Annotated in this window: 26 protein-coding genes; 14 read left to right on the top strand and 12 right to left on the bottom strand. The window is 67.1% G+C overall.

Translation table 11 applies throughout. From position 1 onward, the window contains the following. Nucleotides 1-35 precede the first annotated feature (35 nt). The gene (locus tag ASE86_RS08695) at nt 36-593 is read left to right on the top strand and encodes a hypothetical protein (RefSeq protein ID WP_056424705.1); all 558 of its coding nucleotides are present in this window, start codon (nt 36-38) and stop codon (nt 591-593) included. A 49-nt stretch (nt 594-642) separates the two neighbouring features. Here the strand turns inward: ASE86_RS08695 and alaS are convergent, their stop codons facing one another. Both alaS and ASE86_RS08685 read right to left on the bottom strand, forming a co-directional pair. Beyond that, nucleotides 643-3285 carry an alanine--tRNA ligase gene (gene alaS / locus ASE86_RS08690; RefSeq protein ID WP_056424702.1) on the bottom strand — a complete coding sequence of 881 codons (2643 nt, stop codon included), beginning with the start codon at nt 3283-3285 and terminating at the stop codon, nt 643-645. 65 nt (nt 3286-3350) lie between these two features. After that, entirely contained in the window at nt 3351-4601 is a 1251-nt protein-coding gene (locus ASE86_RS08685; protein WP_056424700.1) for a M24 family metallopeptidase, read from the bottom strand. Nucleotides 4602-4677: 76 nt separating this feature from the next. Here ASE86_RS08685 and ASE86_RS08680 point away from each other — a divergent pair, with 76 nt between their 5' ends. After that, complete coding sequence (locus ASE86_RS08680; protein ID WP_056424697.1) at nt 4678-6000, top strand: dicarboxylate/amino acid:cation symporter; 1323 nt, start codon at nt 4678-4680, stop codon at nt 5998-6000. 62 nt (nt 6001-6062) lie between these two features. Here ASE86_RS08680 and ASE86_RS08675 read toward each other — a convergent pair whose 3' ends face one another. The 3 genes from ASE86_RS08675 to recA form a co-directional block, all read right to left on the bottom strand. Further along, nucleotides 6063-6689 (bottom strand): glutathione S-transferase family protein, encoded by a 627-nt coding sequence (locus ASE86_RS08675; RefSeq protein ID WP_056426882.1) that lies wholly within the window; start codon nt 6687-6689, stop codon nt 6063-6065. A 24-nt stretch (nt 6690-6713) separates the two neighbouring features. Next, nucleotides 6714-7622 (bottom strand): class I SAM-dependent methyltransferase, encoded by a 909-nt coding sequence (locus ASE86_RS08670; RefSeq protein ID WP_056424694.1) that lies wholly within the window; start codon nt 7620-7622, stop codon nt 6714-6716. 154 nt (nt 7623-7776) lie between these two features. Next, nucleotides 7777-8847: a recombinase RecA gene (gene recA / locus ASE86_RS08665; RefSeq protein WP_056424692.1), complete on the bottom strand. Its 1071-nt coding sequence runs from the start codon at nt 8845-8847 to the stop codon at nt 7777-7779. A 179-nt stretch (nt 8848-9026) separates the two neighbouring features. On the opposite strand from recA, the gene ASE86_RS08660 reads away from it, so the two are divergent. Further along, nucleotides 9027-10523 carry a M28 family peptidase gene (locus ASE86_RS08660; protein ID WP_235524023.1) on the top strand — a complete coding sequence of 499 codons (1497 nt, stop codon included), beginning with the start codon at nt 9027-9029 and terminating at the stop codon, nt 10521-10523. On the opposite strand, the gene ASE86_RS08655 is transcribed toward ASE86_RS08660, so the two are convergent. The 5 genes from ASE86_RS08655 to ASE86_RS08635 form a co-directional block, all read right to left on the bottom strand. Then, complete coding sequence (locus ASE86_RS08655) at nt 10513-10791, bottom strand: DUF1467 family protein (RefSeq protein ID WP_056424688.1); 279 nt, start codon at nt 10789-10791, stop codon at nt 10513-10515. The two genes, ASE86_RS08660 and ASE86_RS08655, sit on opposite strands and share 11 nt — an antisense overlap. A 120-nt stretch (nt 10792-10911) precedes the next feature. After that, nucleotides 10912-11337 carry an ExbD/TolR family protein gene (locus ASE86_RS08650; RefSeq protein ID WP_056424685.1) on the bottom strand — a complete coding sequence of 142 codons (426 nt, stop codon included), beginning with the start codon at nt 11335-11337 and terminating at the stop codon, nt 10912-10914. A gap of 32 nt (nt 11338-11369) precedes the next feature. Then, on the bottom strand, nt 11370-11846 hold the full coding sequence (locus ASE86_RS08645; RefSeq protein ID WP_056424682.1) for an ExbD/TolR family protein: 477 nt from the start codon (nt 11844-11846) through the stop codon (nt 11370-11372). A 104-nt stretch (nt 11847-11950) separates the two neighbouring features. Then, nucleotides 11951-12757 (bottom strand): MotA/TolQ/ExbB proton channel family protein, encoded by an 807-nt coding sequence (locus tag ASE86_RS08640; RefSeq protein ID WP_056424679.1) that lies wholly within the window; start codon nt 12755-12757, stop codon nt 11951-11953. Between the two features lie 85 nt (nt 12758-12842). Beyond that, nucleotides 12843-13526, bottom strand: a complete 684-nt coding sequence (locus ASE86_RS08635) for an energy transducer TonB (protein ID WP_056424676.1) — start codon at nt 13524-13526, stop codon at nt 12843-12845. Between the two features lie 240 nt (nt 13527-13766). Between ASE86_RS08635 and ASE86_RS08630 the strand changes: the two genes are divergently transcribed. The 8 genes from ASE86_RS08630 to ASE86_RS08595 all read left to right on the top strand — a co-directional run bounded on the left by ASE86_RS08630 (nt 13767) and on the right by ASE86_RS08595 (nt 20867). After that, nucleotides 13767-14606 carry a hypothetical protein gene (locus ASE86_RS08630; protein WP_056424673.1) on the top strand — a complete coding sequence of 280 codons (840 nt, stop codon included), beginning with the start codon at nt 13767-13769 and terminating at the stop codon, nt 14604-14606. 62 nt (nt 14607-14668) lie between these two features. Further along, nucleotides 14669-15196 carry a GNAT family N-acetyltransferase gene (locus ASE86_RS08625; RefSeq protein ID WP_056424670.1) on the top strand — a complete coding sequence of 176 codons (528 nt, stop codon included), beginning with the start codon at nt 14669-14671 and terminating at the stop codon, nt 15194-15196. Between the two features lie 22 nt (nt 15197-15218). Next, complete coding sequence (locus tag ASE86_RS08620) at nt 15219-15857, top strand: phosphoribosylanthranilate isomerase (protein WP_056424668.1); 639 nt, start codon at nt 15219-15221, stop codon at nt 15855-15857. Further along, nucleotides 15854-17083, top strand: a complete 1230-nt coding sequence (trpB, locus tag ASE86_RS08615; protein ID WP_056424664.1) for a tryptophan synthase subunit beta — start codon at nt 15854-15856, stop codon at nt 17081-17083. The genes ASE86_RS08620 and trpB overlap by 4 nt, the downstream gene beginning before the upstream one ends. Nucleotides 17084-17297: 214 nt before the next feature. After that, nucleotides 17298-18086 carry a tryptophan synthase subunit alpha gene (gene trpA / locus ASE86_RS08610; protein ID WP_056424661.1) on the top strand — a complete coding sequence of 263 codons (789 nt, stop codon included), beginning with the start codon at nt 17298-17300 and terminating at the stop codon, nt 18084-18086. Beyond that, nucleotides 18083-18937, top strand: coding sequence for an acetyl-CoA carboxylase, carboxyltransferase subunit beta (accD, locus tag ASE86_RS08605; RefSeq protein ID WP_056424659.1), 855 nt, complete (start codon nt 18083-18085; stop codon nt 18935-18937). The genes trpA and accD overlap by 4 nt, the downstream gene beginning before the upstream one ends. A gap of 110 nt (nt 18938-19047) precedes the next feature. Next, a complete protein-coding gene (locus ASE86_RS08600; protein ID WP_056424656.1) occupies nt 19048-20370 on the top strand; it encodes a bifunctional folylpolyglutamate synthase/dihydrofolate synthase in 1323 nt (440 codons plus the stop codon). A 74-nt stretch (nt 20371-20444) separates the two neighbouring features. Then, entirely contained in the window at nt 20445-20867 is a 423-nt protein-coding gene (locus tag ASE86_RS08595; RefSeq protein ID WP_056424653.1) for a DUF6628 family protein, read from the top strand. Here the strand turns inward: ASE86_RS08595 and ASE86_RS08590 are convergent. Beyond that, complete coding sequence (locus tag ASE86_RS08590) at nt 20859-22193, bottom strand: AmpG family muropeptide MFS transporter (RefSeq protein WP_056424650.1); 1335 nt, start codon at nt 22191-22193, stop codon at nt 20859-20861. The two genes, ASE86_RS08595 and ASE86_RS08590, sit on opposite strands and share 9 nt — an antisense overlap. A gap of 56 nt (nt 22194-22249) precedes the next feature. Between ASE86_RS08590 and ASE86_RS08585 the strand changes: the two genes are divergently transcribed. Next, nucleotides 22250-23374 (top strand): aromatic ring-hydroxylating oxygenase subunit alpha, encoded by a 1125-nt coding sequence (locus ASE86_RS08585; RefSeq protein WP_056424646.1) that lies wholly within the window; start codon nt 22250-22252, stop codon nt 23372-23374. 34 nt (nt 23375-23408) lie between these two features. On the opposite strand, the gene ASE86_RS08580 is transcribed toward ASE86_RS08585, so the two are convergent. Continuing rightward, nucleotides 23409-23840 carry a response regulator gene (locus tag ASE86_RS08580; protein ID WP_056424642.1) on the bottom strand — a complete coding sequence of 144 codons (432 nt, stop codon included), beginning with the start codon at nt 23838-23840 and terminating at the stop codon, nt 23409-23411. A 115-nt stretch (nt 23841-23955) separates the two neighbouring features. Here ASE86_RS08580 and ASE86_RS08575 point away from each other — a divergent pair, with 115 nt between their 5' ends. Together ASE86_RS08575 and rsmD are read left to right on the top strand one after the other, a co-directional pair. Further along, nucleotides 23956-25194 (top strand): pseudouridine synthase, encoded by a 1239-nt coding sequence (locus tag ASE86_RS08575; RefSeq protein WP_056424639.1) that lies wholly within the window; start codon nt 23956-23958, stop codon nt 25192-25194. Beyond that, nucleotides 25191-25683: 16S rRNA (guanine(966)-N(2))-methyltransferase RsmD (rsmD, locus tag ASE86_RS08570; protein WP_082441761.1), on the top strand; the 493-nt coding region annotated here is incomplete at its 3' end. The genes ASE86_RS08575 and rsmD, both read left to right, overlap by 4 nt.

Here is a 25683-nt window from a genome sequence, read left to right as displayed (position 1 = left end):
TCCCGCGATCCAACCACCAGAACCGGAGATTACGCATGAAGTTTATCGCGACCGCCCTGCTGATCGGCACCGCCGCGGCGCCGGCCGCGCTGGCCCAGACCGCACCGACGACGCCTGCGCCTGCGACGCCTGCTCCCGCCGCTCAGGCCGCGCCAAAGGGTCCGGCCGTCGGCGTGACCGTAAAGGACACCGCGGGTGCCGACGTCGGCACGATTGAGGCGATTAATGCCGATCTGGCCGTCATCAACACGGGCACGAACAAGGTCAGCTATCCGCTGAACGCGATGACGCCGACCCCGACCGGCCCGATCATCGCGCTAACGAAGGCGCAGCTCGACGCAAGCTTTGCCGAACAGCAGGCAAAGGCCGCAGCCGAATTGCAGACGCGCCTGGCCGCCGGGACCGAGGTCTTCGCCCGCGATGGTTCGACCAAGCTGGGCACGATCAAGGCCGTGGACGCAGAATTCGTGACGCTGACCACGACCGCGGGCAAGGACGTACGCCTGCCGAAGGGTGGCTTTGCGACCGGCAAGGTCGGGCTGGTCATCGGCATGACCGCGCCCGAATTCACCGCCGCGACCGCCGGCGCATAACGCCTATCGCTTTCCCTCTCCCGCACCGACGGGAGAGGGATTTGCGACGTCAGCCCGCCAGCGCTGCCCGAACCGCGTCCAGTGCTGCGGCTGCCTTGTCGCCATCGGGCCCGCCGCCCTGTGCCATGTCCGGGCGGCCGCCACCGCCCTGTCCGCCGACCGCCGCCACTGCGGCCTTAACCAGATCGACCGCATTCAGCCGGTCCTTCAGATCGTCCGTCACGCCGACCGCGACCGTCGCGCGTCCGTCGTTGACCGCGACCAGCGTCGCGACGCCCGACCCGATCCGCGCCTTCGCGTCATCGACCGCGCCGCGCAGGCCCTTCGCCTCGAAGCCGTCGAGCACCTGACCGACGAAAGCGACACCATTGATCGTCTCTGGTCCGGCTGCATCGGCTTTGCCGCCGCCACCCAGCGCCAGAGCTTTCTTCGCTTCCGCAAGCTCGCGTTCCAACCGGCGCTTTTCCTCCACCAGGGTCGCGACACGTGCCGGCACCTCGTCCGGCGACGCCTTTAGCGCAGCCGCGGCTTCCTTCAGCTTGTCGTCGCGCGACTGAAGGTAGCCGCGCGCAGCCTCGCCCGTCAGCGCCTCGATCCGGCGAACACCCGAACTGACTGCGCTTTCGCCGACGATCTTCAGCAGGCCGATCTCACCGAGCGCATTGACGTGGGTGCCGCCGCACAGTTCGACCGAATAGGTCTTGCCGCCGTCCTCGGTCCCCATCGACACGACGCGGACCTCGTCGCCGTATTTCTCGCCGAACAGTGCCATCGCACCCATCGCGATCGCGTCGTCGGGCGTCATCAGGCGGGTCGTCACGACGGTGTTCGCACGCACCTGCGCGTTCACCTGCGTCTCGACGTCGCTGAGTTCGGCCGACGACATGCTGTTCGGATGCGACACGTCGAAGCGCAGCCGGTCGGGCGACACGAGCGACCCCTTCTGCGCGACGTGGCCACCCAGGCGCTGGCGCAGCGCCTCGTGCAGCAGGTGCGTCGCCGAGTGGTTGGCGCGGATCTGCGCGCGGCGGGTACGGTCGATCGCGAGGCGAACCGTGTCGCCGACCTTCAGCGTACCGCTCTCAATCGTCGCGACATGGCCATGGAGCTTGCCGACGTGCTTCTGCGTGTCCGTTACGGTCGCCGACACGCCATCGCCGATGATCGTTCCGGCATCGCCGACCTGCCCGCCGCTTTCGGCATAGAACGGCGTCTGGTTGACCAGAACCTCGACCGTATCGCCGGTCGCGGCGCTATCGACGCGGGCACCGTTCTTGACGATGGCGATGACGTGCCCCTCGCCGACGTCGCTCGCATAGCCGGTGAATTCGGTCGCGCCCGCTTCGGCGATGTCGAACCAAACCTCGTCGGATGCCTTGGCGCCCGATCCCTTCCAGGCGGCACGCGCGGCGGCCTTCTGCTCCGCCATCGCAGCATCGAATCCGGCGCGATCGACCGCAATGCCCTGCGCCCGCAGTGCGTCCTCGGTCAGGTCATACGGGAAGCCGAAGGTATCGTAGAGCTTGAACGCAGTCGCGCCGGGCAGCGTGCTCCCCTCGCCCATGTCACCTGTCGCCTCATCCAGCAGGCGCAGGCCGTTCGCCAGCGTGCGACGGAAGCGGGTTTCCTCCTGCAACAGCGTCGCTTCGATCAGCGGCTGCGCGCGGACGAGTTCAGGGTACGCCCCGCCCATCTCGGCGACCAGGCTGGGCACCAGGCGGTGCATCAGCGGGTCCTTCGCGCCCAGCAGGTGCGCGTGGCGCATGGCGCGGCGCATGATGCGGCGCAGGACATAGCCGCGTCCTTCGTTGGCCGGCAGTACACCGTCCGCGATCAGGAAACCCGCCGATCGCAGATGGTCGGCGATAACACGGTGGCTCGCCTGGGTGTCGCCTGAGGTCGCGGTCCCGGTCAGCGCGCCGCTCTCGGCGATCAGCGCCTTGAACGTGTCGGTGTCGTAATTGTCATGGACGCCCTGCAGAACGGCGGCGACGCGCTCCAGCCCCATGCCGGTATCGATCGACGGGCGCGGCAGGTCGCCGACGATTACGTCCGCTTCCTGTACGAACTGCATGAAGACCAGGTTCCAGATCTCGACGAAGCGGTCGCCGTCCTCTTCCGGCGAACCCGGGGGACCGCCCCAGATGTGATCGCCGTGGTCGTAGAAGATTTCCGAACACGGCCCGCACGGCCCGTCCGACCCCATCGCCCAGAAATTATCCTTGGTCGGGATGCGAATGATCCGTTCTTCCGGCAGGCCCGCGATCTTCTTCCACAGGTCGAACGCCTGATCGTCGGTGTGGTAGACGGTCGCGGTCAGCCGGTCCGCGGGCAGCCCCCATTCCTTCGTCAGCAGCGTCCACGCGTGCTTGATCGCCTGCTCCTTGAAATAATCGCCGAACGAGAAATTGCCGAGCATCTCGAAGAACGTGTGATGCCGCGCGGTATAACCGACGTTGTCGAGATCATTGTGCTTGCCGCCCGCGCGCACGCACTTCTGCGACGAAGTCGCCGTCGAATAGGGGCGGCTTTCCAGACCCGTGAACACATTCTTGAACGGCACCATGCCGGCATTCACGAACATCAGCGTCGGGTCGTTCTGCGGAACGAGCGGCGCCGAGGGCACGATCTGGTGCCCGGCCTTGCCGAAATAGTCGAGGAACGAGCGGCGGATGTCGTTGGTCGATGTCATGGGCGAAGCGCTTAGGCGAGCACAGGGCCGCACTCAAGCGGTCGCACGCACGGCTGCCTTCGCCATCACACCGGCGCGTCGATCGATGCCGGCGGCTCGCTGAACCATTTCGGCCCGGCGGCGGTCATGTGGAAGCAATCCTCCAGGCGCACCCCGAACTTGGCCGGCAGGTAAAGGCCGGGTTCGTTCGAGAAGCACATGCCGGGCGCGAGCTTCGTCGTTTCGCCGTGGACCAGATTGACCGGCTCGTGCCCGTCCATGCCGATGCCGTGGCCGGTGCGGTGCGACAGGCCGGGCAGGCGGTAGCGCGGGCCATAGCCCTTGGCTTCGTAGCTTGCGCGGACCGCATCGTCGACGCTGCCTGCGGTTGCACCGATGCGCGCGGCGGCAAAGGCGGTCGCCTGACCCGCGCGGACGTCGTCCCACACCCGGCGGACAGCGGCCGACGCGCTGCCTTTCACGAAAGTCCGCGAGACATCGGACTGATAGCCCTGCACGGTGCAGCCGCAGTCCATCAGCACGACCGAGCCGGCGCGGACCACCTGCGGCTTGCGCGTGCCGTGAGGGAGGGCGGCGGCTTCGTCGACCAGCACCAGCGAGAATTCGGGGCTGCCGCCCAGCTTGCGGGTCGCCGCGCTCATCATCGCGCCGACGTCGGCACCGGTCATGCCGACCTCGACCCGCGGCACGGTGAAGCGGTACGCCGCGATCGTCACGTCGGTCGCCGCCTGCATCAGCGCGATCTCGGCCGGGGTCTTCATCATCCGGCAGCCGCGTACGACCGGGTTCGCCGAGACGAGCCGCGCGTTCGGCAACGCCCGCTTCAGCCCGTCGACCGCGAAATAGCGGACGGTTTCCTCGATCCCGATCGGACGGGTGTCGAGCCGCCGCTCCTTCAGGAAGCCCGCTACCAGCTTCAGCGGGTCTTCGTCCTCCTGCCAGACGCGCACCTCTGCCGGCACGGCGAGCGATTCGCGCACCGACGGCTCCTCGAAGAACGGGGTCACGACCAGTGCCTCGCCTTCGACCGGCAGCACCGCCGCGGTCAGCCGCTCGCTGCGCCCCCAGCGGACGCCGGTGAAATAGATCAAGCTTGATCCCGGCTCGATCAGTACCGCCCCAATGCCGTTTGCGCGCATCAGCGCCTGCGCCCGGGCGATGCGGTCGGCGCGTTCCGCCGCCCCGATCGGCGCGGTTCCGGTCGTCAGATCTCGCAGTTGCGACAGGTCGGGTTCGGCGGCGCGGAGCAGCCCCGGGCGGACGAGAAGCGGCAGCGCGGCGGCGCCGGCGACAAGGCTACGACGGTTCAGGATCATGGTTCGCGACGATAGGGTGCTTGACCGCGCGGTCGCAATCCCCTTCCCTATACGGCACTTCCGCAGGAGAGATTCTTTGGCCAAGCGGCTGACCTATTACATTCTCGGCGCGCTGATCGCGGGCATCGCCTGCGGCCTGGTGCTGAACGCGATCTTCGACGGCAGCGCTGCGGGCGCGGAGACGTTGAAGTCGATCGCCTATTATCTTTCGGTCGTGACGACGGTCTTCCTTCGCCTGATCAAGATGATCATCGCTCCGCTCGTCTTCTCGACGCTGGTCGTCGGCATCGCGCACATGGGCGACACGGCGGCGCTCGGCCGTGTCGGCCTGCGGTCGATCCTGTGGTTCATCGGCGCCAGCCTGTTGTCGCTGACGCTCGGCCTCATCCTGGTGAACCTTTTCCAGCCGGGTCTCGGCCTCGGCATCCCGATCCCGCCGGCCGATGCGGCGAGCGGCGTCGACAAGGCCGCGTTCGATTTCAAGAATTTCGTTGCGCACGTCTTCCCGGCCTCGGGTATCGAGGCGATGGCGAACAACGAGATTTTGCAGATCGTCATCTTCTCGGTCTTCATCGGCGTTGCGATCACCGCGGTCGGCGAAAAGGCCGCCCCGCTGGTCAAGGGGATCGAGGCGCTGGTGCAGGTCATGCTGCAGGTGACCAACTACGTCATGCGCTTCGCCCCGTTCGCGGTGTTCGCGGCGGTGACGGCGACGCTGGCGGAGCGCGGCCCCGAAATTCTCGGCACGCTCGGCTATTTCATGCTGACCTTCTACATCGCGCTCGGCCTGCTGTGGTGCCTGCTGATCGGCATCTGCTACCTGCTGGTCGGCAAGCGGACCGGATTACTGGTGAAATACATTCGCGACCCGCTGCTGCTCGCGTTTACCACCGCGTCGTCGGAAGCGGCCTACCCGCGGACGCTGGAGGCGCTCGACAAGTTCGGCGTGCCGCCGCGGATCGCCAGTTTCGTCCTGCCGCTCGGCTATTCGTTCAATCTCGACGGCTCGATGATCTACATGACCTTCGCGACGATGTTCATCGCGCAGGCCTACGGCATCGAGATGACGCTGACGCATCAGATCACGATGCTGCTGATCCTGATGATCACGTCGAAGGGCATCGCCGGTGTACCGCGCGCCAGCCTGGTCGTGATCGCCGGCACGCTGTCGTTCTTCGATATTCCCGAAGCCGGACTGCTGCTGATCCTGGCGATCGACCACTTCCTCGACATGGGACGCTCCGCGACCAACGTCGTCGGCAATGCCGTGGCAGCGACCGTTATCGCCAAGTGGGAGGGCGATCGCCTCGATCCGATTGAAAGCCCGGTGGTCGATGCGCCCAGGGCGCCGGCCGGTCATGGGCCGGCGGACGATGTCGACAGCTTCCGCAAGATCTAGAGGGGGAGCCTCCCCCTCTCCTTCGCCCTGAACCGTCGGGACCGGCGGTCAGGGCGTCTTGCTTAAGCGTAGGCGTAGGGTCCCCCGGCTGCCAGCGCCTGCTGGTACGCCGGACGGGCGTGGATTTTCTCGAGCCACGCGATCGTCGCCGGGCGGCTGGCATCCAGCCCGGCGCGGCTGCGTGCGGCCTCCAGCGGGAAGCTCATCATGATGTCGGCGGCGGTCATCGTGTCGCCGGCGAACCACGGCCGGCGGGCGAGTTCGCGCTCGACCCAGTCGAGGTGGATATCGATCATCGGCTGGATACGCTTCTGCGCGCGCTTGCCGAGGAACGGGATGCGTCCGAGCACCAGCTTCAGCAACAGCGGCGGCATCAACGACCCTTCGGCATAGTGCAGGAAATGGCGGTAATGCTGCACGCCGTCGCGGTGTGCCGGGGCCCCGAGCTTCCCATCGGCCTTCTCGACCAGATATTCAACGATCGCGCCGGTTTCCGCGACAGTGCGGTCGCCATCGGTCAGGATCGGCGACTTCCCGAGCGGATGCACCTGCCGCAGTTCGCTGGGCGCAAGCATCGTCATCGGGTTCCGCTCGTAGCGCTTGACCGTATACGGCAGCTCCAGTTCCTCAAGCAACCACAGCACCCGCTGCGATCGACTGTTCTCAAGGTGGTGGACGGTAAGCGTCATCGGCATCCTCTCATGGTTTCATAGTCAGGCTGTCGCCGACCATATCCAGGCTGCGGCAGGAAAGTCGACCACATCGCCGGTGCGGTAGCGATCGATGACGGCACGCAGGCGATCGACCGATGCCGCCCGCTCCGCCCCGGCTTGCATCCGCAACGCCGACGCCGCCGGGCCGATCCGTTGCAGCATATCGAGCGCGTCGCCGACCGGGTCGTCGCCTTCTCCCGCGCGATAGACGAAATCGACCGGCGCGGCCTGCCCGTCGCGCCATCCGGCAGCGCTGAGGATCGAAGCAACCCGGCTGCGATCGGAAAAGGCGAACGGACCCGGGCCACTGCCGGGGACGGCGATACCCAGCGCCCGTGCCGGTGCCGCGGCGAAGGCGTTGTCGATCCAGTCGCGGAAACAGGAGAAGACAAGGCGTGCGCCGGGCGCCGCGACTTGGCGAAGAGTCGCGAAAGCGGCGACAGGGTCGTCGAAGAACATCACGCCGTGGCGGGAACAGAGCAGGTCGAACGGCGCATGTGCTGTCGCAAGGTCGAGGGCGTCACCGACGAGGAAGGTGATCGAAGCATCGTCCTCTCCGTGCCTCCGCGCCGTCGCCAGCGCGGGGGTGTCAGACGAGTCGCCCGCTGTCCTCGGCGTTCGCCATCGCGGTAACGCGGGGGATGCGCGGCGGTCGTTGGCGACGGCGACCAGCGATGGCGACAGGTCGATGCCGACGATCACCGCCTCCGGGCGCGCGGTCGCGAGCGCAAGGCTCGTCCCGCCTGCCCCGCAACCGACGTCCAGCGCGCGGAACTGCCCGCCGGGAGCCGCCACCGCGATCGCGGCGTCGAGGTGGCGCGACAGGTCGGCGAAGCTCCGGTCGGTGCGGCGCCACTCGTCGGCCCAGACATCACCGACCCGGCCGGTCCAATCCTGCGCGCTGGTCAAGTCATCCCTTCCAAAGTTGAAGAAGTTGAGACGTGCGACGCCCGTTCAGGCCAACACCCCAAAAAGTGAAAGGGCCCGCCGCTACCGGCAGGCCCCATCATGACGCGCATCTGCCCGGCGACCGGCCGGGCGCTGCGGTGACCGGCAGGACCGATCAGACATCGTCCTCGGCATCGGGGCCGGTCATCATTTCCTCGGCGACCTTTTCGGTGCGCTGGCGAATAGCCTTTTCCAGACGCTCGGTGAGTTCCGGATTGTCCTTCAGGAACGTCTTAGAATTCTCACGACCCTGGCCGATGCGGATGCTGTCGTAGCTGAACCACGCACCCGACTTCTCGACCAGCCCCGCCTTCACGCCAAGGTCGAGGATCTCGCCGATCTTTGAAATGCCTTCACCGTACATGATGTCGAATTCGACCTGCTTGAACGGCGGCGCAACCTTGTTCTTCACCACCTTCACGCGGGTCGCGTTGCCGATGATGTCGTCCTTGTCCTTGATCTGCCCGGTGCGGCGGATGTCGAGGCGGACCGAGGCGTAGAATTTCAGCGCGTTGCCGCCCGTCGTCGTCTCCGGATTGCCGTACATCACGCCGATCTTCATGCGCAGCTGGTTGATGAAGATCACCATGCAACGCGAACGGCTGATCGAGCCGGTCAGCTTGCGCAAACTCTGCGACATCAGGCGCGCCTGCAGGCCGACGTGGCTGTCGCCCATCTCGCCCTCGATTTCGGCACGCGGCACCAGCGCGGCTACCGAATCGACCACCAACACGTCGATCGCGTTGGAGCGGACCAGCGTGTCGACGATCTCCAGCGCCTGCTCGCCGGTGTCCGGCTGCGACACGATCAGTTCGTCGATATTGACGCCCAGCTTCTTGGCATAGACGGGATCGAGTGCGTGTTCGGCATCGACGAACGCCGCCGTGCCGCCGTTCTTCTGCGCTTCGGCAATGACGTGCAACGCCAGCGTCGTTTTGCCCGACGATTCGGGGCCATAGACCTCGATCACGCGCCCGCGCGGCAGGCCGCCGACGCCGAGCGCGATATCGAGCCCGAGCGAGCCGGTCGAGATCGCCTCGACCTGCATCGTTTCCTTCTGGCCCAGCTTCATCGCCGAACCCTTGCCGAACGCGCGGTCGATCTGCGCAAGGGCGGCGTCGAGCGCCTTCTGCCGATCCGAATTGGTTGCCATGCTGTTGTCGATGACCTTCAGGTTCGCTGCCATGTGATGAGGCTCCACCGCTAGGGCATCCAATCGCCCTGTTCAACGCTACACCACGCATGTACCACATACGTTCCTGTGGAACAAGTATGGAACATCGATTTTCTTTGTTCAATCCGAACGCATCCGCCAGACAGGGCGCCCACCCCTGTTCGGACCCGCCCCTGTTCGGAGACGCCACCGTGTCGATCGCCGCCGTCATTGCTCCCCTGCTGCTTCAGGCCGCACCGGTCGCCGTCGATCCCGACACGCGCGCGTGGTGGGCGCTGACGACGACGCTGTCGAGCGATGCGATGGACGGCCGCGATGTCGGCAGCCCCGGGCACGAAGCCGCAGCCAGACTGGTCGCCGCCCGGCTGGCCAAGGCCGGCGTTCAACCGCTGGGCGAGGCCGGCGGCTGGATGCAGCCGGTGCCGATGGAGGAGATGGCGATTTCGCGCGCGACGATCACCGCCGGCGGCCGTCCGCTCCGCTTTTTGCACGATCTTTATGCGGCACCGGGGCAGGTGCCTGCGGCGATCGATTATCCCTTGTCGTATCGGGGATATTGCGCGCCCGACATGTTGGGCGATGTGCGCGGTCGCATCGTCCTGTGCCACGGATCGCGGCGACCGGGGATGCCGTCGCCCGCCGAGCGCATGGAAGCGCTGCGCAAGGCGGGTGCCGAGGGGCTGATCACCATCGCCGATCCGGGCTTTACCGTCGAGCCGCCGCGCTGGCCCTATGCCTACGCGCGGGCAATCCGATTGCGCGGCGGGTCGGACGTCCCGGCATCGCTGCCCCAGATGACACTGCGCGCTGGTGCGCTGGCCACGGTGCTCGCCGGGAGCGGCCGCGACGCCGCCGCATTGATCGCCGCAGGCAGCGCCGGGCGCCCCCTGCCCGCCTTCGACCTGACCACGAACCTCTCCGCGCGGTTCACACTGACGCAGCGCAGTCTCGGCGCGTCGAACGTGCTCGGCATCCTGCCCGGCAGCGATCCGGCACTGGCGGACCAGGCGATCGTGCTTACCGCGCACCTTGATGGTTACGGGCATGGCACACCCGTCGATGGCGACGGGCTGTATAACGGGACACTCGACGATGCCGCCTATGTCGCGCTGTTGGTGCGACTGGCCGAGCGGCGCGGTGGCACGGGCTTTCGCCGGCCGATCGTATTCGCGATCGTGACGGGCGAGGAGAAGGGGCTGCTGGGCACCCGCTGGTTCCTGGATCACCCGCCGATTCCGCGCGCGCGCATGGCGGCGAACATCAACCTGGACCAGTTGCGGCCGATCTTTCCGCTGAAGCTGCTGACGGTCCACGCCGTGGATGCGACGACGCTGGGCGACGATGCGCGCGCGGTCGCCGCCGGGATGGGCATCGCCGTGCAATCCGATCCGGAGCCCGAACGCAACCTGCTGCGCCGATCGGATCACTGGCCGTTCCTGCAGGCCGGCGTGCCCGCGACCAGCTTCGTGTTCGGCTATCGCCCGGGCAGCGAGAGCGAGCGCATCTATCGGCAGTGGTACGTCACCGGCTATCATACCCCGAAGGACGATCCCCGCCAGGCGATCGACTGGCAGGCGGCCGCGGATTTCAACCGCTTCTTCTACACCCTGGTCGAGCGCGTCGCCGACCAGCCCGCGGCGCCGGCGTGGAAACCGAGTGGCCGGACGCAGCTGGGACTCACCCCGTAGCGTTTTCGCCGCTCGTCCAGTCGAGCATGTCGGGCGTCACCCAGCCATTGACGTAGTTCAGGTAATAGATGCCGAACAACACCGTCGCCACGACGGTGACGCGCAGCGCGATGCGGGCGGCGGGAAACTGATGCGGCGCGCTGTCGGCTTGCCCTGGGATGCGCGCGCCCTCGACCTCGTCCGTCGTCCGCACGTCGAAGGGGAGGACCAGGAAGACGGAGAACGCCCAGAACAGGACGTAGATGGCCAGGGCGGATGTCCAACGCATGGTGCCGTCCCTAGAGCGGAATCGCGACGTTGCCCACAATCGTCACGTGCGTCGTGGGCATAAAAAAAGGGGCGGCCGCAGCCACCCCTTCTTCGGCATCGCGCCGCGCAACCGATAAGATCAGAATGCGGTGCGATACTGTTCGTTGCCGACGAAGCCGAGCTTCGACACATTCGCGCGCTTGATGATCGCGAGAACCTGATCGACCTTCTCGTACCGTGCCTGCGGATCCGGACGGAAATGCAGTTCCGGCTGCGGTGCCATCACGACCGTGCGGTCGAGATACTGGCGCAGCGTGACTTCGTCGATCGGGGCGCCGTTCCAGTAGGTCGAGCCCTGCGGATCGATCGTGAGCGTGTTCTTCTCCGAATCGATCAAAGGCTGGTTCTGCTGCGAATTCTGCGGAAGGTCGACCTTCACAGCATGCGTCTGGATCGGGATCGTGATGATGAACATGATGAGGAGAACGAGCATGACGTCGATCAACGGCGTCGTGTTCATTTCCATCATCGGCTCGCCGTCGTCCTTGCCGCCGCTCATAGCCATATCAAAATACTCCTAGACTGGTCGCGCACGGCTTACTGGCGAACCGTGCCGGTGCCGGCTGGCGGTTCGGAAATGAAGCCGACCTTGGCATAGCCCGCCGACTGCATCGTGTAGACCGCGCCGCCGATGCACCGGTACGGCGTGTTCACGTCGCCGCGGATGTGTACTTCGGGAATGTCGTCGGGCGTAATGCTCGATCCCAGACGATCGACGACGCCCTTCAGCTTGGTGACACCACGATCGAGCAGTTCCTTGCTGGTCACCGGGGTCATGCCCCAGACGACCTGGCAGGTATCGCCGCTGCCGGTAACCGACAGCAGGACGTTCTCGGGCTTGGTCGTCGTCGGCTCGTACGCCACCTTCGGCAGCGTCAGAGGGATCGACTGGATCACGACCGGAACCGCGATCAGGAAGATGATGAGGAGCACCAGCATGACGTCGACGAGCGGCGTCGTGTTGATGTCCGACATGGGGGTGGAGTCTTCACCGCCACCTGCACTCATCGCCATTGCGAGATTTTCCTATTCTACTTGGCCCCGTCGCGGCCCCGTGCGGGCCCGGTCCGGGTGATCCGGGGTCGCACGGCATCCGCCACGCGACCCCGGTGACACGCTTACGCCTTGGTCTGAACGCCACCGGTCTGGCCGGCGGTCGTCGTCGCTGCCGGCTTCACCGGAGCGGCGGGCTTGGCAGGCGCACCCTTGGCGGCCGACGTCGGACGAACCGCGCCGTTCGATGCAAGGAAGCCGAGGACGTCGTTTGAGAAGGCCGACAGATCCTCCTGGATCGTCTTGTTGCGACGCTGCAGCCAGTTGTAGGCAAGCACCGCCGGAACGGCGACGGCCAGACCCAGCGCGGTCATGATGAGAGCCTCACCGACCGGGCCGGCGACCGCGTCGATCGACGCCTGACCGGCGGCGCCGATCTTGATGAGCGCGCGATAGATGCCGATAACCGTACCGAACAGACCGATGAACGGCGCGGTCGCGCCGACGGTCGCGAGGAAAGCCAGGCCGGTGCCGAGCTTGGCGTTGATCGCCGCTTCCGAGCGCGCGAGCGAGCCGTGCAGCCAGTCATGCGCCTCGACCGGGTCGGTCAGCTTGGTGTGCTGGTCCTGCGCCTGCAGGCCGTCGTCGACGATCTGGCGATAGGCCGAGTTCTTCTCGAGCTTGGCGGCGCCTTCGCGCAGCGAGGTCGAGTTCCAGAAGCCGGTGCGAACGCGCTTGGCCTGGTTGATGACCTTCTGCTGCTCGAACAGCTTCGTGAACATGATGTAGAACGAAACGATCGAGAAGGCGCAGAGGATGAGGAACACGGTCCAGGCGATCGTGCCGCCCTGTTCCAGTGCCGCCCAAAGGCCGTACGGGTTTTCGCCCGCTGCCGCGCCCTTGGTTGCCGCGGCGAGAATGGTGGTGATCATTGCTCGGTTGGTCCTTTTACGAAAAGCGTATCTGAATGAGAATTCGAGGTGGATCGGCCGGTGCGCGATCGCACCGGCGCGGTCCTTACTGTTCCAGCTGCCACTTCACCGGCAGCGTGAAGGTCGACGCAACGGGGTTACCCGAGTCGTCCTTTGCCGGCGTGAAGCGAACCCGACTGCGCGCGATCCGGCACGTGGTATCGTCGAGATCGCGGTTGCCGCTCGACGATGTCACGCGGCAATCGGTCACGCGACCGTCGACGCCCACGGTCAGCGCGGCGACCACACGACCCTCCGCACCCTCGCGGCGCGCGGTGGGCGGGTAGTTGTCCGCACCGAAGAACTGACCCGGATTTCCCTTCAGACCAGCCTTCTGGCTGATCCGCGGCGGGGCCGGCGGTGCAGGCGGGGCCGGCGGTGCGGGCGGCGCAGGCGGAGCCGGCGGCGGCGCGGTGTAGGCCGGCGGCGGCGTCGTCTGTGCCTGCATCACCACCGGCGGGGCGACCGTCTGAACGATCGGCGGCGGGGTGACGAGGACCGGCGGCGGCGGAGTCGACGGCTGGTCCGGCGGCGGCGGCGGCGGAGGCACCTCCTCCGGCGGGGGCGGCGGTTCCTCGACCTCGAACGTCGTCAGCTTTTCCTGGGTCTTCTTGATGTACTGATAAGCAAGGCCTGTCACAAAGGCGTAGCCTATCACGGCGTGAATCAGGGCGACGATGACTAGCGCCACCACCCTGCTCCCGCTCATATTCTTGTCAGCGTAGGCCATTCAGCTACGAAACTCCCTCATGACTGACTGAGGCGGGCGGCGGCATGCACGCGATGTCTGCGTCCTCTACCACTGCCTACCTTCTGCCGCAGACGTTATGCCATCGCGCGACAGGGCCATGTGGCTCTATCACATGGTTCCCATGGTGCAAACGCTTTGTCGGGCGCAACAAACATACGGACGAAAAAGGACAAACTTATTTCTGTATCGTTCAGGGCTCTCGCGCTAACGCTTTCGATCATGCCGACCCGTATTCCCGCTCGCACCGCGATCGCGCTCATTCTGGCTGTATCTGCCGCATTTCCGACGCAAAGTGCCCAGATCGTGGCACCCGTCGGACAGCCCGCCGCGCCGTATGCGGCGGTCGCCGGTCGCGTGCTCGAAGCCCCATTGTTGATCGATGCGACGATCCGCGATGCGCAGAAATTGAAACCGGCCGAAGCGCTCGATGTCCGTCCGGGATTCGTGCGCTTCTATGTCGTCGCCGATGTCGGCGCGCTGATTCGCGGACCCGCGCAGGTGTCCGCGCAGGTTGCCTATCTCGCCGATCTGCCGCTCGACGCACGCGGCAAGGCGCCCAGGCTGAAAAAAGCGCGCGTGCTGCTGTTCGCGCGTGGCGTGCCCGGCCGCCCGGGCGAGATCCAACTGATCGGCGCGAACGGCCAGCAGCCGTGGACGCCCGCGCTCGACGCCCAGGTCCGCGGGATCGCGCGCGAAGTGGTCGCCACCGACGCCCCGCCCGAGATTCGCGCGGTCGGGAATGCCTTCCACGTCGCCGGGTCGCTGCCGGGCGAAGGCGAGACGCAGATCTTCCTCACCACCGCCGACGGCCGCCCGGTGTCGCTGTCGATCCTGCGCCGCCCCGGCGAGCAGCCGCGCTGGGCCGTTGCGCTGAGCGAGATCGTCGACGAGGCCGCCGCCCCGCCGCCGCGCGACACGCTGCTGTGGTACCGCCTCGCCTGCGGCCTGCCGCAGACCCTTCCCGACCGGTCGGTCGCGGCGATGGAGCCGGCCGATGCAGCGATCGCGCGCGAAGACTATGCCTTCGTGCTGTCCGCGCTGGGACCCTGCACCCGCTGAATCGGCGCGCGCGCTCGTCGGGACTTGCAGCGCGCAGCGCGGCGCAACATCCTGACGGCATCATGTGGAACCCCCTGGCGATTCGCGGCACGTCCTTCGCCGAACTGACCCATCTGCACCCGGTGATCGAGCGGGCCTATCGCGGCGAGACGGCGCGGCGCGGGTGGACGCACGAGGCCGATCTGCTGAACGGCCCGCGCACATCGTTCGACGTGCTGACCGCGATCCTGGGCGATTCCCGCCAGCGACTGCTCTCGGCTTGGCTCGGCGCGCGCGCGGTCGGGTGCGTCGCGGTGGCCGACCGAGGCCGCGGGCTCGCCTATCTCGGCCAGTTGTGCGTCGAGCCCGAACTGCAAGCCGCCGGCATCGGCCGACGCCTGATCGTCGCGGCTGAACGGACCGCCGCGGCCGCGTTCGGCGCCGACCGGATCGAGATGACCGTCATCGAGAGCCGCGCCGAACTGATCGCCTATTATCTGCGGCGCGGGTACCGCGTGACCGGTGAGACACGCGACTTTCCCATTCCACTAGACCCGCCGCTCTTCATGACGGTTCTCGAAAAGCCGCTGCCGGTGCTTGCCCGCGGGTGACGGGCGCGGCATTGGCGCCACCATGTCGGTCACTGCCAAGATCTGCGGCCTGTCTACGCCGGACACGCTGGATGCCGCCGTCCGCTACGGCGCGCGGCACATTGGGCTCGTCTTCTTTCCGCCCAGCCCGCGCGATGTTGATTTCGACCGCGCTCGGGGGCTTGCGGCCCGAGTCCCCGGCCATGTCGGCGTTGTCGGCGTGTTCGTCGATCCGGACGATTCGCTGGTCGACGCGGCGGTATCGGCGGGTGCGCTCGACGTCCTGCAACTGCACAGGACCGCGCCAGACCGCGTCGCCGCGCTGAAGCGCCGCACCGGGCTGGAGACGTGGGCGGCCGTCGCTGTCAAGACGCGTACCGATCTCGCCGCGGCGCGCGGCTTCGTCGGCGCCGCCGACCGTATCCTGTATGATGCCAAGACACCCGAGGGCGCGGCGCTGCCCGGCGGCATGGGCCTGCGCTTCGACTGGGCGTTGCTCGACGGCTACAGCCATCCCCTGCCCTGGGCGCTGTCGGGCGGGCTCGATCCGGACAATGTCGCCGCCGCGGTCGGTCGTACCGGGGCCACCTTGGTCGATGTATCCTCCGGCGTCGAAAGCGCGCCCGGCGTGAAGGATGTGGACAGGATCGCGCGCTTCCTCCAAGCGGTTCTGCACTTATGAACGCTCCAAATTCCTTCCGCGCCCAGCCCGACGATCGCGGGCATTTCGGTGATTACGGCGGCCGCTATGTCGCCGAAACCCTGATGCCGCTGATCCTGGACCTGGAGCGCGAATATCGTGCGGCGCAGGTCGATCCGGAATTCGCCGCCGAATTCGACGACCTGCTCGAACATTATGTCGGCCGCCCGAGCCCGCTCTATTATGCAGAGCGGCTGACCGAAGCGCTGCGCGAGAGCGCGCCGGAGGGCAAGGGGGCGGAGGTCTGGTTCAAGCGCGACGAGCTGAATCACACCGGCGCGCACAAGATCAACAACTGCATCGGCCAGATCCTGCTGGCCCGCCGCATGGGCAAGACACGGATCATCGCCGAGACGGGTGCGGGCCAGCACGGCGTCGCCACCGCCACCGTCTGCGCGCGCTTCGGCCTGCCCTGCACCATCTTCATGGGCGCGAAGGATGTCGAGCGGCAGGCGCCGAACGTGTTCCGCATGAAGCTGCTGGGCGCCGAGGTCCGGCCAGTTAAGTCGGGTGCGTCGACGCTGAAGGACGCGATGAACGAGGCGCTGCGCGACTGGGTCGCCAACGTTCACGACACCTTTTACATCATCGGCACCGCGGCCGGCCCGCATCCGTACCCTGAACTGGTCCGCGATTTTCAGAGCGTGATCGGCCGCGAGGCGCGCGAACAGATGCTGTCGCGCACAGGGCGCCTGCCCGACCTGCTGGTCGCGGCGATCGGTGGCGGGTCGAACGCGATCGGGCTGTTCCATCCGTTTCTCGACGACGCCGACGTTGCGATGCTGGGCGTCGAGGCGGCGGGTGAAGGCCTGGAGCTGAAGCACGCCGCGAGTCTCGCCGGCGGTTTCCCCGGCGTGCTTCACGGCAACAAGACGTATCTGCTCCAGGACGACGATGGCCAGATCGCCGAGGCGCATTCGATCTCGGCGGGCCTCGATTATCCGGGCATCGGGCCGGAGCATAGCTGGCTAAAGGACATCGGCCGCGTCGAATATACGTCCATCACCGACACCGAAGCGCTCGACGCCTTCCAGCTGCTCTGCCGCACCGAAGGCATCATCCCCGCGCTGGAGCCCAGCCACGCCATCGCCGCCGTCACCAAACGCGCGCGCGAAATGAACCGAGACCAGGTGATCCTGGCGAACCTGTGCGGACGCGGCGACAAGGACATCTTCACCGTCGCCGAGGCGCTGGGAGTCGAGATGTGATCCTAGACGCGCTGAAATGGGTTGCTTGGTTTGGCATGGCTGTCGGCCTGACATTTCTGCTCTGGAGCGCTTTGAGCCAGTTTTCGATGCTCAACCGGACGACGGTTTTCGGATATTCAATCGCTTGGATTGTGGCATTTTGGACTTCGCTGGCGATGGCATCATTGATTCAGCGAAAAGTTTCTTGGTTAAGACCGCGGGGAGTGCGTCCAATATGACCCGTCTCTCCGCTGCATTCGCGCGCGGCCCCGCGCTCGTCACCTTCGTGACGGCGGGCGATCCGTTCGCCACCGCGACGCCCGCTATCCTCGACGCGCTCGTCGCCGGGGGCGCGGACGTGATCGAGCTCGGTATGCCGTTCACCGATCCGATGGCCGATGGCCCGGCGATCCAGGCGGCAAACATCCGGAGCCTCGGCGCCGGGACGACCACCGCCGACATCTTGGGCATCGCCAAGGATTTCCGCGAGCGGCACCCGGACGTACCGCTGGTCCTGATGGGCTATGCCAACCCGATGCTGCGTCGCGGGCCAGCGTGGTTCGCCGCCGCGTGCGCCGGCGCCGGCGTGGATGGCGTGATCTGCGTCGACATTCCGCCGGAGGAGGATGACGCGCTGGGGCCGGAGCTTCGCGCCAAGGGCGTCGCCCCGATCCGCCTCGCCACGCCGACCACCGATGCCGCGCGCCTGCCGGCAGTGCTCGATGGCGCGAGCGGGTTCCTTTATTATGTCTCGGTCGCCGGCATCACCGGGCTGCAGCAAGCCGCGCAATCGTCGATCGAGGATGCCGTCGCCCGGCTAAAGGCGGCGACCGATGTGCCCGTCGCAGTCGGCTTCGGCGTCCGCACGCCCGATCAGGCTGCCGCCATTGCCCGCGTCGCGGACGGCGTCGTCGTCGGCTCCGCGATCGTCGAGCTGGTCGCGCAGCACGGCGCGGATGCCGCCGAACCGGTACGCGCCTATATCGCCACCCTGAAAACCGCCATCAACAAGGCTGCATCATGAGCTGGATCGACCGCGTCCGCAACGCGATCCCCTTCGTCACCAAGCGCGAGACGCCCGACAATCTCTGGCACAAGTGCAAGGGCTGCGGGCAGATGGTGTTCGTGAAGGAGCTGGAGGAGAACCAGCACGTCTGCCCGAAGTGCCAGCATCACGAGCGGATCGGCGGGCGCCTGCGATTCGACTATCATTTCGACGAGGGTAGCTGGACCGTGCTGCCCAACCCGAAGGTCGCCGAAGACCCGCTGAAATTCCGCGATTCGAAGCGCTATACCGATCGCCTGAAGACTGCGCGTGCCGACACCGGCGAGCAGGATGCGTATCTGAATGCGGTGGGCACGATCGACGGCCACCGCGCGGTCGTCGGCGTGCAGGACTTCGCCTTCATGGGCGGATCGATGGGGCAGTTCGTCGGCGAAGCCTTCGTCGCCGGCTGCGAAGCCGCGATCCGCGAATCGGCGCCGTACATCGTCTTTACCGCCAGTGGCGGCGCGCGGATGCAGGAGGGCATCCTGAGCCTGATGCAGATGCCGCGCAGCACCGTGGCGATCGAGATGCTGCACGATGCCGGCCTGCCCTACATCGTCGTGCTGACCGACCCGACCTCCGGCGGCGTGATGGCAGCCTATGCAATGCTGGGCGACGTCCAGATCGCCGAGCCCAATGCGACGCTGGCGTTCACCGGCCGCCGCGTGATCGAAAGCACGATCCGCGAGAAGCTGCCCGAGGATTTCCAGACGAGCGAATATTACCGCGACCACGGGCTGATCGACATGGTCACGCATCGCCACGAGCTGAAGGAAACGCTCGGCAAACTGGTCGATTACCTGGCCGGTGCGAAGATGGCTGCCTAACTTCCTTCGTTCGCGCTGAGCCTGTCGAAGGGCCGTACTTCGATAAGCCCGCGATGTGCCAGCGGCACAAAGTACGGTGCTTTGACAAGCTCAGCACGAACGGTAGTTCGATGGACCACGCCACCTCCACCTCCCCCGCCGTGCAGGCGCAGCTCGACCGGCTGACGATGCTGTCGCCCGGCGCCGATGTTCTCGGCCTGGGCCGCATCCGCGCACTGCTCGACCGGCTCGGCAATCCGGAAGCGCGCCTGCCGCCGGTGTTCCATGTCGCGGGGACCAACGGCAAGGGTTCGACCTGCGCGTTCCTGCGCGCAGCGCTGGAGGCGGAAGGCTACTGCGTCCACGCTTATACATCCCCCCACCTCGTCCGCTTCAACGAACGCATCCGTGTGGCCGGCACGCTGATAACGGACGATGATCTCGCCCCCCTTCTCGCCCGCGTGCTCGACGTGGCGGACGGGATCGGCGCAAGCTTCTTCGAGGTCACGACCGCGGTGGCGTTCGTGGCCTTTGCCGAGACTCCGGCCGACGCCTGCGTGATCGAAGTCGGCCTCGGCGGGCGGCTGGATGCGACCAATGTCATCGACGATCCAGCCGCTTGCGGCATCGCGCAACTGGGGATCGATCACCAGGCGTTCCTCGGCGACACCCTGGCGGCGATTGCGCGCGAAAAAGCAGGGATCGCCAAGCGTGGCCGCCCGCTGGTGACGCTCGATTATGGCGCCTCGATCAACGACGTGGTCCGCGGCGCGGCGACGGAGGCAGGCGCAGATCTGCTGGTCGAGGTGCGTGCGTGGCGGTTCGGCGTCGATGCGACGCGGCGCCAGATCGTCCACGACTGGCCGGCGGGTGCAGCCACCATCACGACGCCGTGGCCGTTGCTGCCGGGCGATCACCAGGTCATGAACCTCGCACTGGCCATCGCCATGCTGCGATCGCAGGACCACATTACCGTGTCGACCGCGGCGTTCAAGGCGGCTGCGGCCAGCGCGCGCTGGCCGGCGCGGATGCAGCGGCTGGCGGATGGGCCTCTGATGCGGCGCTTGCCCGCCGACACGCCGGTCTGGCTGGACGGCGGGCATAACGAACCGGCGGCGCATGCCGTCGCCGAAGCGCTGCGCACGATGGCGGCCGGGGCAAAGGTCGACCTGGTCGTCGGGATGCTCGCCAACAAGGATGCGACGGGTTTCCTCGCGCCGATCCTGCCGCTCGCCCGCTCGCTGACCGGCGTGCCGATCCCCGGCCACGACCATCATCCGCCCGAAGCCTTGGCAGAGATCGCCCGGTCCGCGGGGATTCCGGCGCGCACTGCGGCTGACATGCCCGCGGCGTTCGACCGACTGGCGCAAGCCTCGACACAGGCGGTCGCCGTGCTCGGCTCGCTCTATCTCGCCGGTGATGTGCTCGGTAGAAACGACGAACTGCCGGACTGACTATTATTGCGATTGACTATCAATAGCGCACTGGCGAACATGGTGGAGATGTTCTCAACGAGAGTCGCGCTGCCATGACCACGACCCACGCCTTCACCATCCTGCCGCAACGCCAGCCCGACGACGCGGCTCCGAGGCTGCTGCTGTTCGCCTTCCGCCAGATGGGCGCGCACGGACTGGAGGATGCGGCAGCCGTCCATGCGTTCGTGACGGCGTTTGGCAAGGATTTCCGCCGGCCGCTCGTCCTGCTGCGCACGCTGATGGTGGAACTGTCGCAGGCGGCACAACGCCCGTTGCAGATCGCCCCGTGGTGCTGCGGACGGATGACCGGATGCGAGGGCGCGGTGCTCGCGATCCTTAGCAAGGCGTTGACCAACGACGCCGCCGCCGAGCTGCTGCTTGCCGACCTGCTCGGTACGCGGGCGGCGGCAGGACCGCTGGCGACGGCGACCGCGCTGGCGGTCGCGTTTGCCGACCTGGGGATGCCGCTAGGCTGAGCCGCCGGCGCGGGCGTCGCCCTCTCCATCGGTGCCGGCGGTGCCGATCGACCGGTCGATGATCCCGCTGCTGGCCATCCACCAGAACAGCAGTACGCCCGGCAACGCGACGAGCGTGGTGATCCAGTAGAAGCCCGCCCAGCCGAACGCATCGACCAGGTCGCTGGCGACCGCCACGTTCAAGAACCGTCCGACGATGCTGGCCGCCGAGCTGATGAGGGCATATTGCGCGGCGGTGAAGCGCAGGTCGCACAGCGCCGAGAAGTAGGCGATCACCGTCACGCTGCCGATGCCGCTGGCGATGTTCTCGAACGTCATCGCAGCCGCCAGGATGGCGGTGCTGTGCCCCGCATTCGCCAGGATCGCGAAGCTGGCGTTCGATACCGCCATCAGTACCAGGCTGAGCAGCACCGACCGCTTCAGGCCCATCCGCGCGTACAGCACGCCGCCGATGAAGATGCCGATGAGGTACGCCCAGAAACCGATGCCGACATCGAACAGCGCGATCTCGTCATTGGTGAAGCCCAGGTCATCGAGCAGCAGCCGCAGGACGAGCTGGCCGAGCGTGTCGCCGATCTTGTGGATCAGGATGAAGACCAGCAGCAGGAGCGCGCCCGACCGTTTGAAGAATTCCACGAACGGTCCGATGATCGACGCCCAGATCTCACCCATACCGCGGCGCCCGGTGGGTTCGCGGTGGCGATCGGGCTCGCCGAACAGCAGCGCGACGCCGATCGCCGGCAGGGCGAACAGCGCGCAGATCAGGTAGGACAGATTCCAGCCGACCCGTGCGGCGAGGACCAGCGCAAGGCCGCCGGTCAGCACCGATCCGACGCGCCAGCCGTACTGGATCATGCCCGACCCGACGCCCAGCTGATACGGCTTCAAAATCTCGATGCGATAGGCGTCGATGACGATGTCATAGGTCGCGCCGGCTGCGCCGACGATGATCGCCGCGACGACGGTCGCCCACAGCTGCGTCGCCGGATCGACCCGCGCGAGATTGGCGACAGCCGCCATCGTCAACACCCCGGCGAAGATCATCCACGACACGCGCTGGCCCAAGCGCCCCAGGATCGGCAGGCGCACGCCGTCGACCATCCACGCCCACAGCGGCTTGAAGTTGTAGACGAGGAACGCGAGCGTGAAGGCGGTGATCGTCTTCTTGTCGATATTGCTCTGGGCGAGCCGTGTCGTCAGCGTCGCGCCGATCAGCGTGAAGCACAGTCCCGACGAGATGCCGAGGAAGAAGGTCGCGAGCGGCGCGCGTTCGAAATAGGGGCGGATACCGCCCCACTTGCTACCCGCTTCGCCGACACTCGCCATACTTGCTCCCACGCCCCAAAGGCGCGACACTAGCTCAAAATCGCGGGAGAGGAAGGGTGAACGCACCGACCGAGGGGCAACGTGCGCTTGCGGCACGACTGGCGGCGGGCGGCGACTGCGCCGATGCCGTCACCTATGTCGCCGCGGCCGCCTATACCGACCCCGGGCGCCATTTAGCCGAGCGTACCACGATCTTCGAGCGGGTGCCGCTGGTGATTGCGCCGTCTGCGCTGCTGCCCGACCGCAACATGGCGGTGCCGCATGACGGGTTCGGCAAACCGCTGCTCATCACCCGCGACGCAAGCGGGGACATCCACGTCTTCCTGAACGTCTGTCGCCACCGCGGCACGCGGCTGGTCGAGGGGGAAGCGTGCGTGAAGGCGCCGCGGCTGGTCTGCCCCTACCACGCCTGGGCCTATGCGACCGACGGGCGGCTGGCGGGCGTCCCGCGGGGCGACAGTTTTCCTGGGCTAGACAAGGCGGCCTATGGCTTGCACGAATTGCCGTCGCGGGAGATCGGCGGGCTGATCTGGTTCGCGTTCGACGCAGGGGCGGACTTCGCCGATGCCGAGGCTCTGGCGCCAGATTTCGCCGCGTTCGACCTCGCCGGCCATCACCTGTTCCGCCGCCGGACCCACGACGTGCCGTCGAACTGGAAGCTGGTGATGGACGCGTTCCTTGAGAGCTATCACCTCTCGCGCCTGCACGCCGACACGATCGGCAAGTTCTTCAAGGATGGCGTCGCCGCGGCGGACACGATCGGGGTGCACCAGCGCTCGGCCGTCGGGCGCGCGGCGGAGGATGCAGCGCTCGGCGCCAGCGACTGGGCGGTGCTGCGTGGGGCGATCACCTTCACCTACCAGATGTTTCCCGGCACCGTGCTCGCCGCGAGCCCGGACTATATCAACCTGATGGTGCTGATGCCGCAGTCGGAATCGCGCGTGCTGGTCGAAAATTTCATGCTGATCCCGGAAGCGCCCGCGACCGACAAGGCGCGCGAGCATTGGGAGCGGAGCTGGGCCCTGCTCGACGGCGGGGTATTCGGCGCCGAGGATTTTCGCGCGGCGGCGCTGTGTCAGCAGGGGCTGGCCTCAGGCTCGCTCGATCGGATCACGCTCGGCGGCCTGGAACACGGCATCCGCGTGTTTCACGACCAGATCGAGGCGCGGTTGGGCGACTGAATCGTGCGATCCTTCACCAGCGCCGTGAAGCGGTTCAGGCCACGGTCGCGAACAGGCTGAAGCTCGACGGAAGCCGCTTCGGCGTCTTGCCGTCCATCACCGTCTCCAGCGCGTGGATCGCGGACAGCAGGTCGCGCTGCGCATAGGGCTTGGCCAGGCACCCGACCGCCAGCGCGCGCGCTTCACCCGGGCAGTTGCCGGTCACGAATACGACCCTGATGTCGCGATCCGCCGCGGCCTGCGCGACGCTCACTCCGCTGCCGTCGGACAGGTTCACATCGACCAGCACGAGGTGGATGTCCTCGCCGCTTTCGATCATCGCGCGGGCATCGGCGACCGTATCGAACGTGCCGACGATCTCGAACCCCTCGCTTCCCAGGAAATGCTCGGTATCGAAGGCGACGAGCGGCTCGTCCTCAACCACGAGGATACGCGTGATCCGACGCTCCTTTTTCCCGAACAGCATGGCCCTCGTTTCCGTCCGGTGTCGGACACTGATTACGAACCCGTAACGCACCACACCGAAAGGCGACGCAAAGTTTTTTTGTCAGCGTGCGCCGGCTTACGCTAAGGCATGATCCGTGCAGACTTCAGGACAAAAAGAGCAGCAGCGCATCGCCAAGCTGCTGGCCCGCGCCGGCGTCGCGTCGCGCCGCGAGATCGAGCGGATGATCGCCGAGGGGCGGATCGCCATCGACGGCGTAACGGTGGAGACGCCGGCGACGCTCCTCACCTCGCTGCGCGGCGTGACCGTCGATGGCGACGCGGTGAAGGATGCCTCGCCCGCCCGGCTGTTCCTGTTCCACAAGCCGGCCGGCACGCTGACCGCGGCGGTCGACTATAACGGCCGCAAGACGATCTACGACGTGCTGCCGAAGGATCTGCCGCGGCTGATCCCGGTCGGGCGGCTTGACCTCAATACCGAAGGCCTGCTGCTGCTGACGACCGACGGCGAATTGAAGCGCCAGCTGGAACTGCCCGCGACCGGCATCGAGCGCTCTTATCGCGCGCGCGCCTATGGCGACGTGACGCAGGAGCAGCTTGAGGACCTGATCGAGGGCGTCGAAGTGGACGGCGTCCGCTATGGCCCGATCGACGCCAACCTCGAACGCCGCACCGGTGCGAACGTCTGGGTCGAGATGGTGCTGACCGAAGGCAAGAACCGCGAAGTCCGCCATGTGCTCGAATATCTTGGACTCCAGGTCTCGCGCCTGATCCGCACGCGCTACGGCCCGTTCGTGCTCGGCGACCTGCCCGTCGGCGGGATCGGCGAAGTGCGTCAGGTCGACCTGATCCAGTTCCGCGCCAGCCTGAAGGGCAACAAGGCGAAGGCGGTCGAGGAAGCGCGCAGCAATCCGGTCGCGGTCAAGCTGCCGCAGCCGAAGCCCGTCCCGCAGCCGGATGCGGAAGTCCCTGCCCCCCGACCGGTGCGGAAGCCGCCGGTTGAGCGTCGCGTGACGCTGGCGCGACAAAACCGCCGGGAGGACGAAGCGACCGCTTCCCCCGCCCCCAGGCCAACCCGTGCTCCGACGCAAGCCGGAGCGGTGGCCGCTGCCGGTCGTCGATCGCCAGCGCCGCGGCCTTCACCGGAGCACGAGCAAGGTGGACGGAGCAGTCGACCGCACCGCGGCCGCACCGAACGCCCGGCCAAGGCCTACGAAGGCCGCGAGACCCGCGACGAACTCGCCACCGCCCGCCCGCGCACGCCGCGGACCGATGGCGAGCAGGCCACCGCCGGCTCCCGTCCGAAGCGTGGCGCCGGCTGGGCCAAGGCCAAGCCGAAGGCGCGTCCCGGCAAGCCCCGGAAGCCCCGCGCATGAGGATCATCGCCGGAGAGTGGCGCGGCCGGCCGCTTGCTGCGCCCACGGGCGACGCCACCCGCCCCACCGCCGACCGCACGCGCGAGGCGCTGTTCTCGATGCTGCAAAGTCGTGTCGGCAGCTTCGAAGATCTGGCGGTCGCCGATCTGTTCGCGGGGTCGGGCGCGCTGGGGCTGGAGGCCCTGTCACGCGGCGCCGCATCGTGCCTGTTCGTCGAACACGACCGCGCCGCGCTCGATGCGCTGAAGGCGAACATCGCCAAGCTGGGGGCGAAGGGAACCGAGGTGCGCGCTTCGTCCGTGCTGGCGCTCGGCCCGGCGCGCGCCCCCCTCGACCTGATCATGATGGACCCGCCCTATGCCAGCGGCGCCGGCAATGTCGCGCTCGACAAGCTAGCGCGGCTGGGTTGGACGACACCGGCGACTTGGGTCAGCATCGAGACGGGCAAGACCGAGGACGTCGATGTCGCGGGCTTCACGATCGAGACGG

This window comes from Sphingomonas sp. Leaf33, assembly GCF_001421785.1.
Lineage (GTDB): Bacteria > Pseudomonadota > Alphaproteobacteria > Sphingomonadales > Sphingomonadaceae > Sphingomonas.
Note: the sequence above shows the minus strand (reverse complement) of the source record. Positions and strands in the feature narration are given on the sequence as shown.

Bases quoted from the DNA above. Each gene is read 5' to 3' on its own strand.
- ASE86_RS08695 (WP_056424705.1), top strand. From the start codon at position 36: ATGAAGTTTATCGCGACCGCCCTGCTGATCGGCACCGCCGCGGCGCCG.
- alaS (WP_056424702.1), bottom strand. From the start codon at position 3,285: ATGACATCGACCAACGACATCCGCCGCTCGTTCCTCGACTATTTCGGC.
- ASE86_RS08685 (WP_056424700.1), bottom strand. From the start codon at position 4,601: ATGATCCTGAACCGTCGTAGCCTTGTCGCCGGCGCCGCCGCGCTGCCG.
- ASE86_RS08675 (WP_056426882.1), bottom strand. From the start codon at position 6,689: ATGACGCTTACCGTCCACCACCTTGAGAACAGTCGATCGCAGCGGGTG.
- recA (WP_056424692.1), bottom strand. From the start codon at position 8,847: ATGGCAGCGAACCTGAAGGTCATCGACAACAGCATGGCAACCAATTCG.
- ASE86_RS08655 (WP_056424688.1), bottom strand. From the start codon at position 10,791: ATGCGTTGGACATCCGCCCTGGCCATCTACGTCCTGTTCTGGGCGTTC.
- ASE86_RS08650 (WP_056424685.1), bottom strand. From the start codon at position 11,337: ATGGCTATGAGCGGCGGCAAGGACGACGGCGAGCCGATGATGGAAATG.
- ASE86_RS08645 (WP_056424682.1), bottom strand. From the start codon at position 11,846: ATGGCGATGAGTGCAGGTGGCGGTGAAGACTCCACCCCCATGTCGGAC.
- ASE86_RS08640 (WP_056424679.1), bottom strand. From the start codon at position 12,757: ATGATCACCACCATTCTCGCCGCGGCAACCAAGGGCGCGGCAGCGGGC.
- ASE86_RS08635 (WP_056424676.1), bottom strand. From the start codon at position 13,526: ATGGCCTACGCTGACAAGAATATGAGCGGGAGCAGGGTGGTGGCGCTA.
- ASE86_RS08630 (WP_056424673.1), top strand. From the start codon at position 13,767: ATGCCGACCCGTATTCCCGCTCGCACCGCGATCGCGCTCATTCTGGCT.
- ASE86_RS08625 (WP_056424670.1), top strand. From the start codon at position 14,669: ATGTGGAACCCCCTGGCGATTCGCGGCACGTCCTTCGCCGAACTGACC.
- ASE86_RS08620 (WP_056424668.1), top strand. From the start codon at position 15,219: ATGTCGGTCACTGCCAAGATCTGCGGCCTGTCTACGCCGGACACGCTG.
- trpB (WP_056424664.1), top strand. From the start codon at position 15,854: ATGAACGCTCCAAATTCCTTCCGCGCCCAGCCCGACGATCGCGGGCAT.
- trpA (WP_056424661.1), top strand. From the start codon at position 17,298: ATGACCCGTCTCTCCGCTGCATTCGCGCGCGGCCCCGCGCTCGTCACC.
- accD (WP_056424659.1), top strand. From the start codon at position 18,083: ATGAGCTGGATCGACCGCGTCCGCAACGCGATCCCCTTCGTCACCAAG.
- ASE86_RS08600 (WP_056424656.1), top strand. From the start codon at position 19,048: ATGGACCACGCCACCTCCACCTCCCCCGCCGTGCAGGCGCAGCTCGAC.
- ASE86_RS08595 (WP_056424653.1), top strand. From the start codon at position 20,445: ATGACCACGACCCACGCCTTCACCATCCTGCCGCAACGCCAGCCCGAC.
- ASE86_RS08590 (WP_056424650.1), bottom strand. From the start codon at position 22,193: ATGGCGAGTGTCGGCGAAGCGGGTAGCAAGTGGGGCGGTATCCGCCCC.
- ASE86_RS08580 (WP_056424642.1), bottom strand. From the start codon at position 23,840: ATGCTGTTCGGGAAAAAGGAGCGTCGGATCACGCGTATCCTCGTGGTT.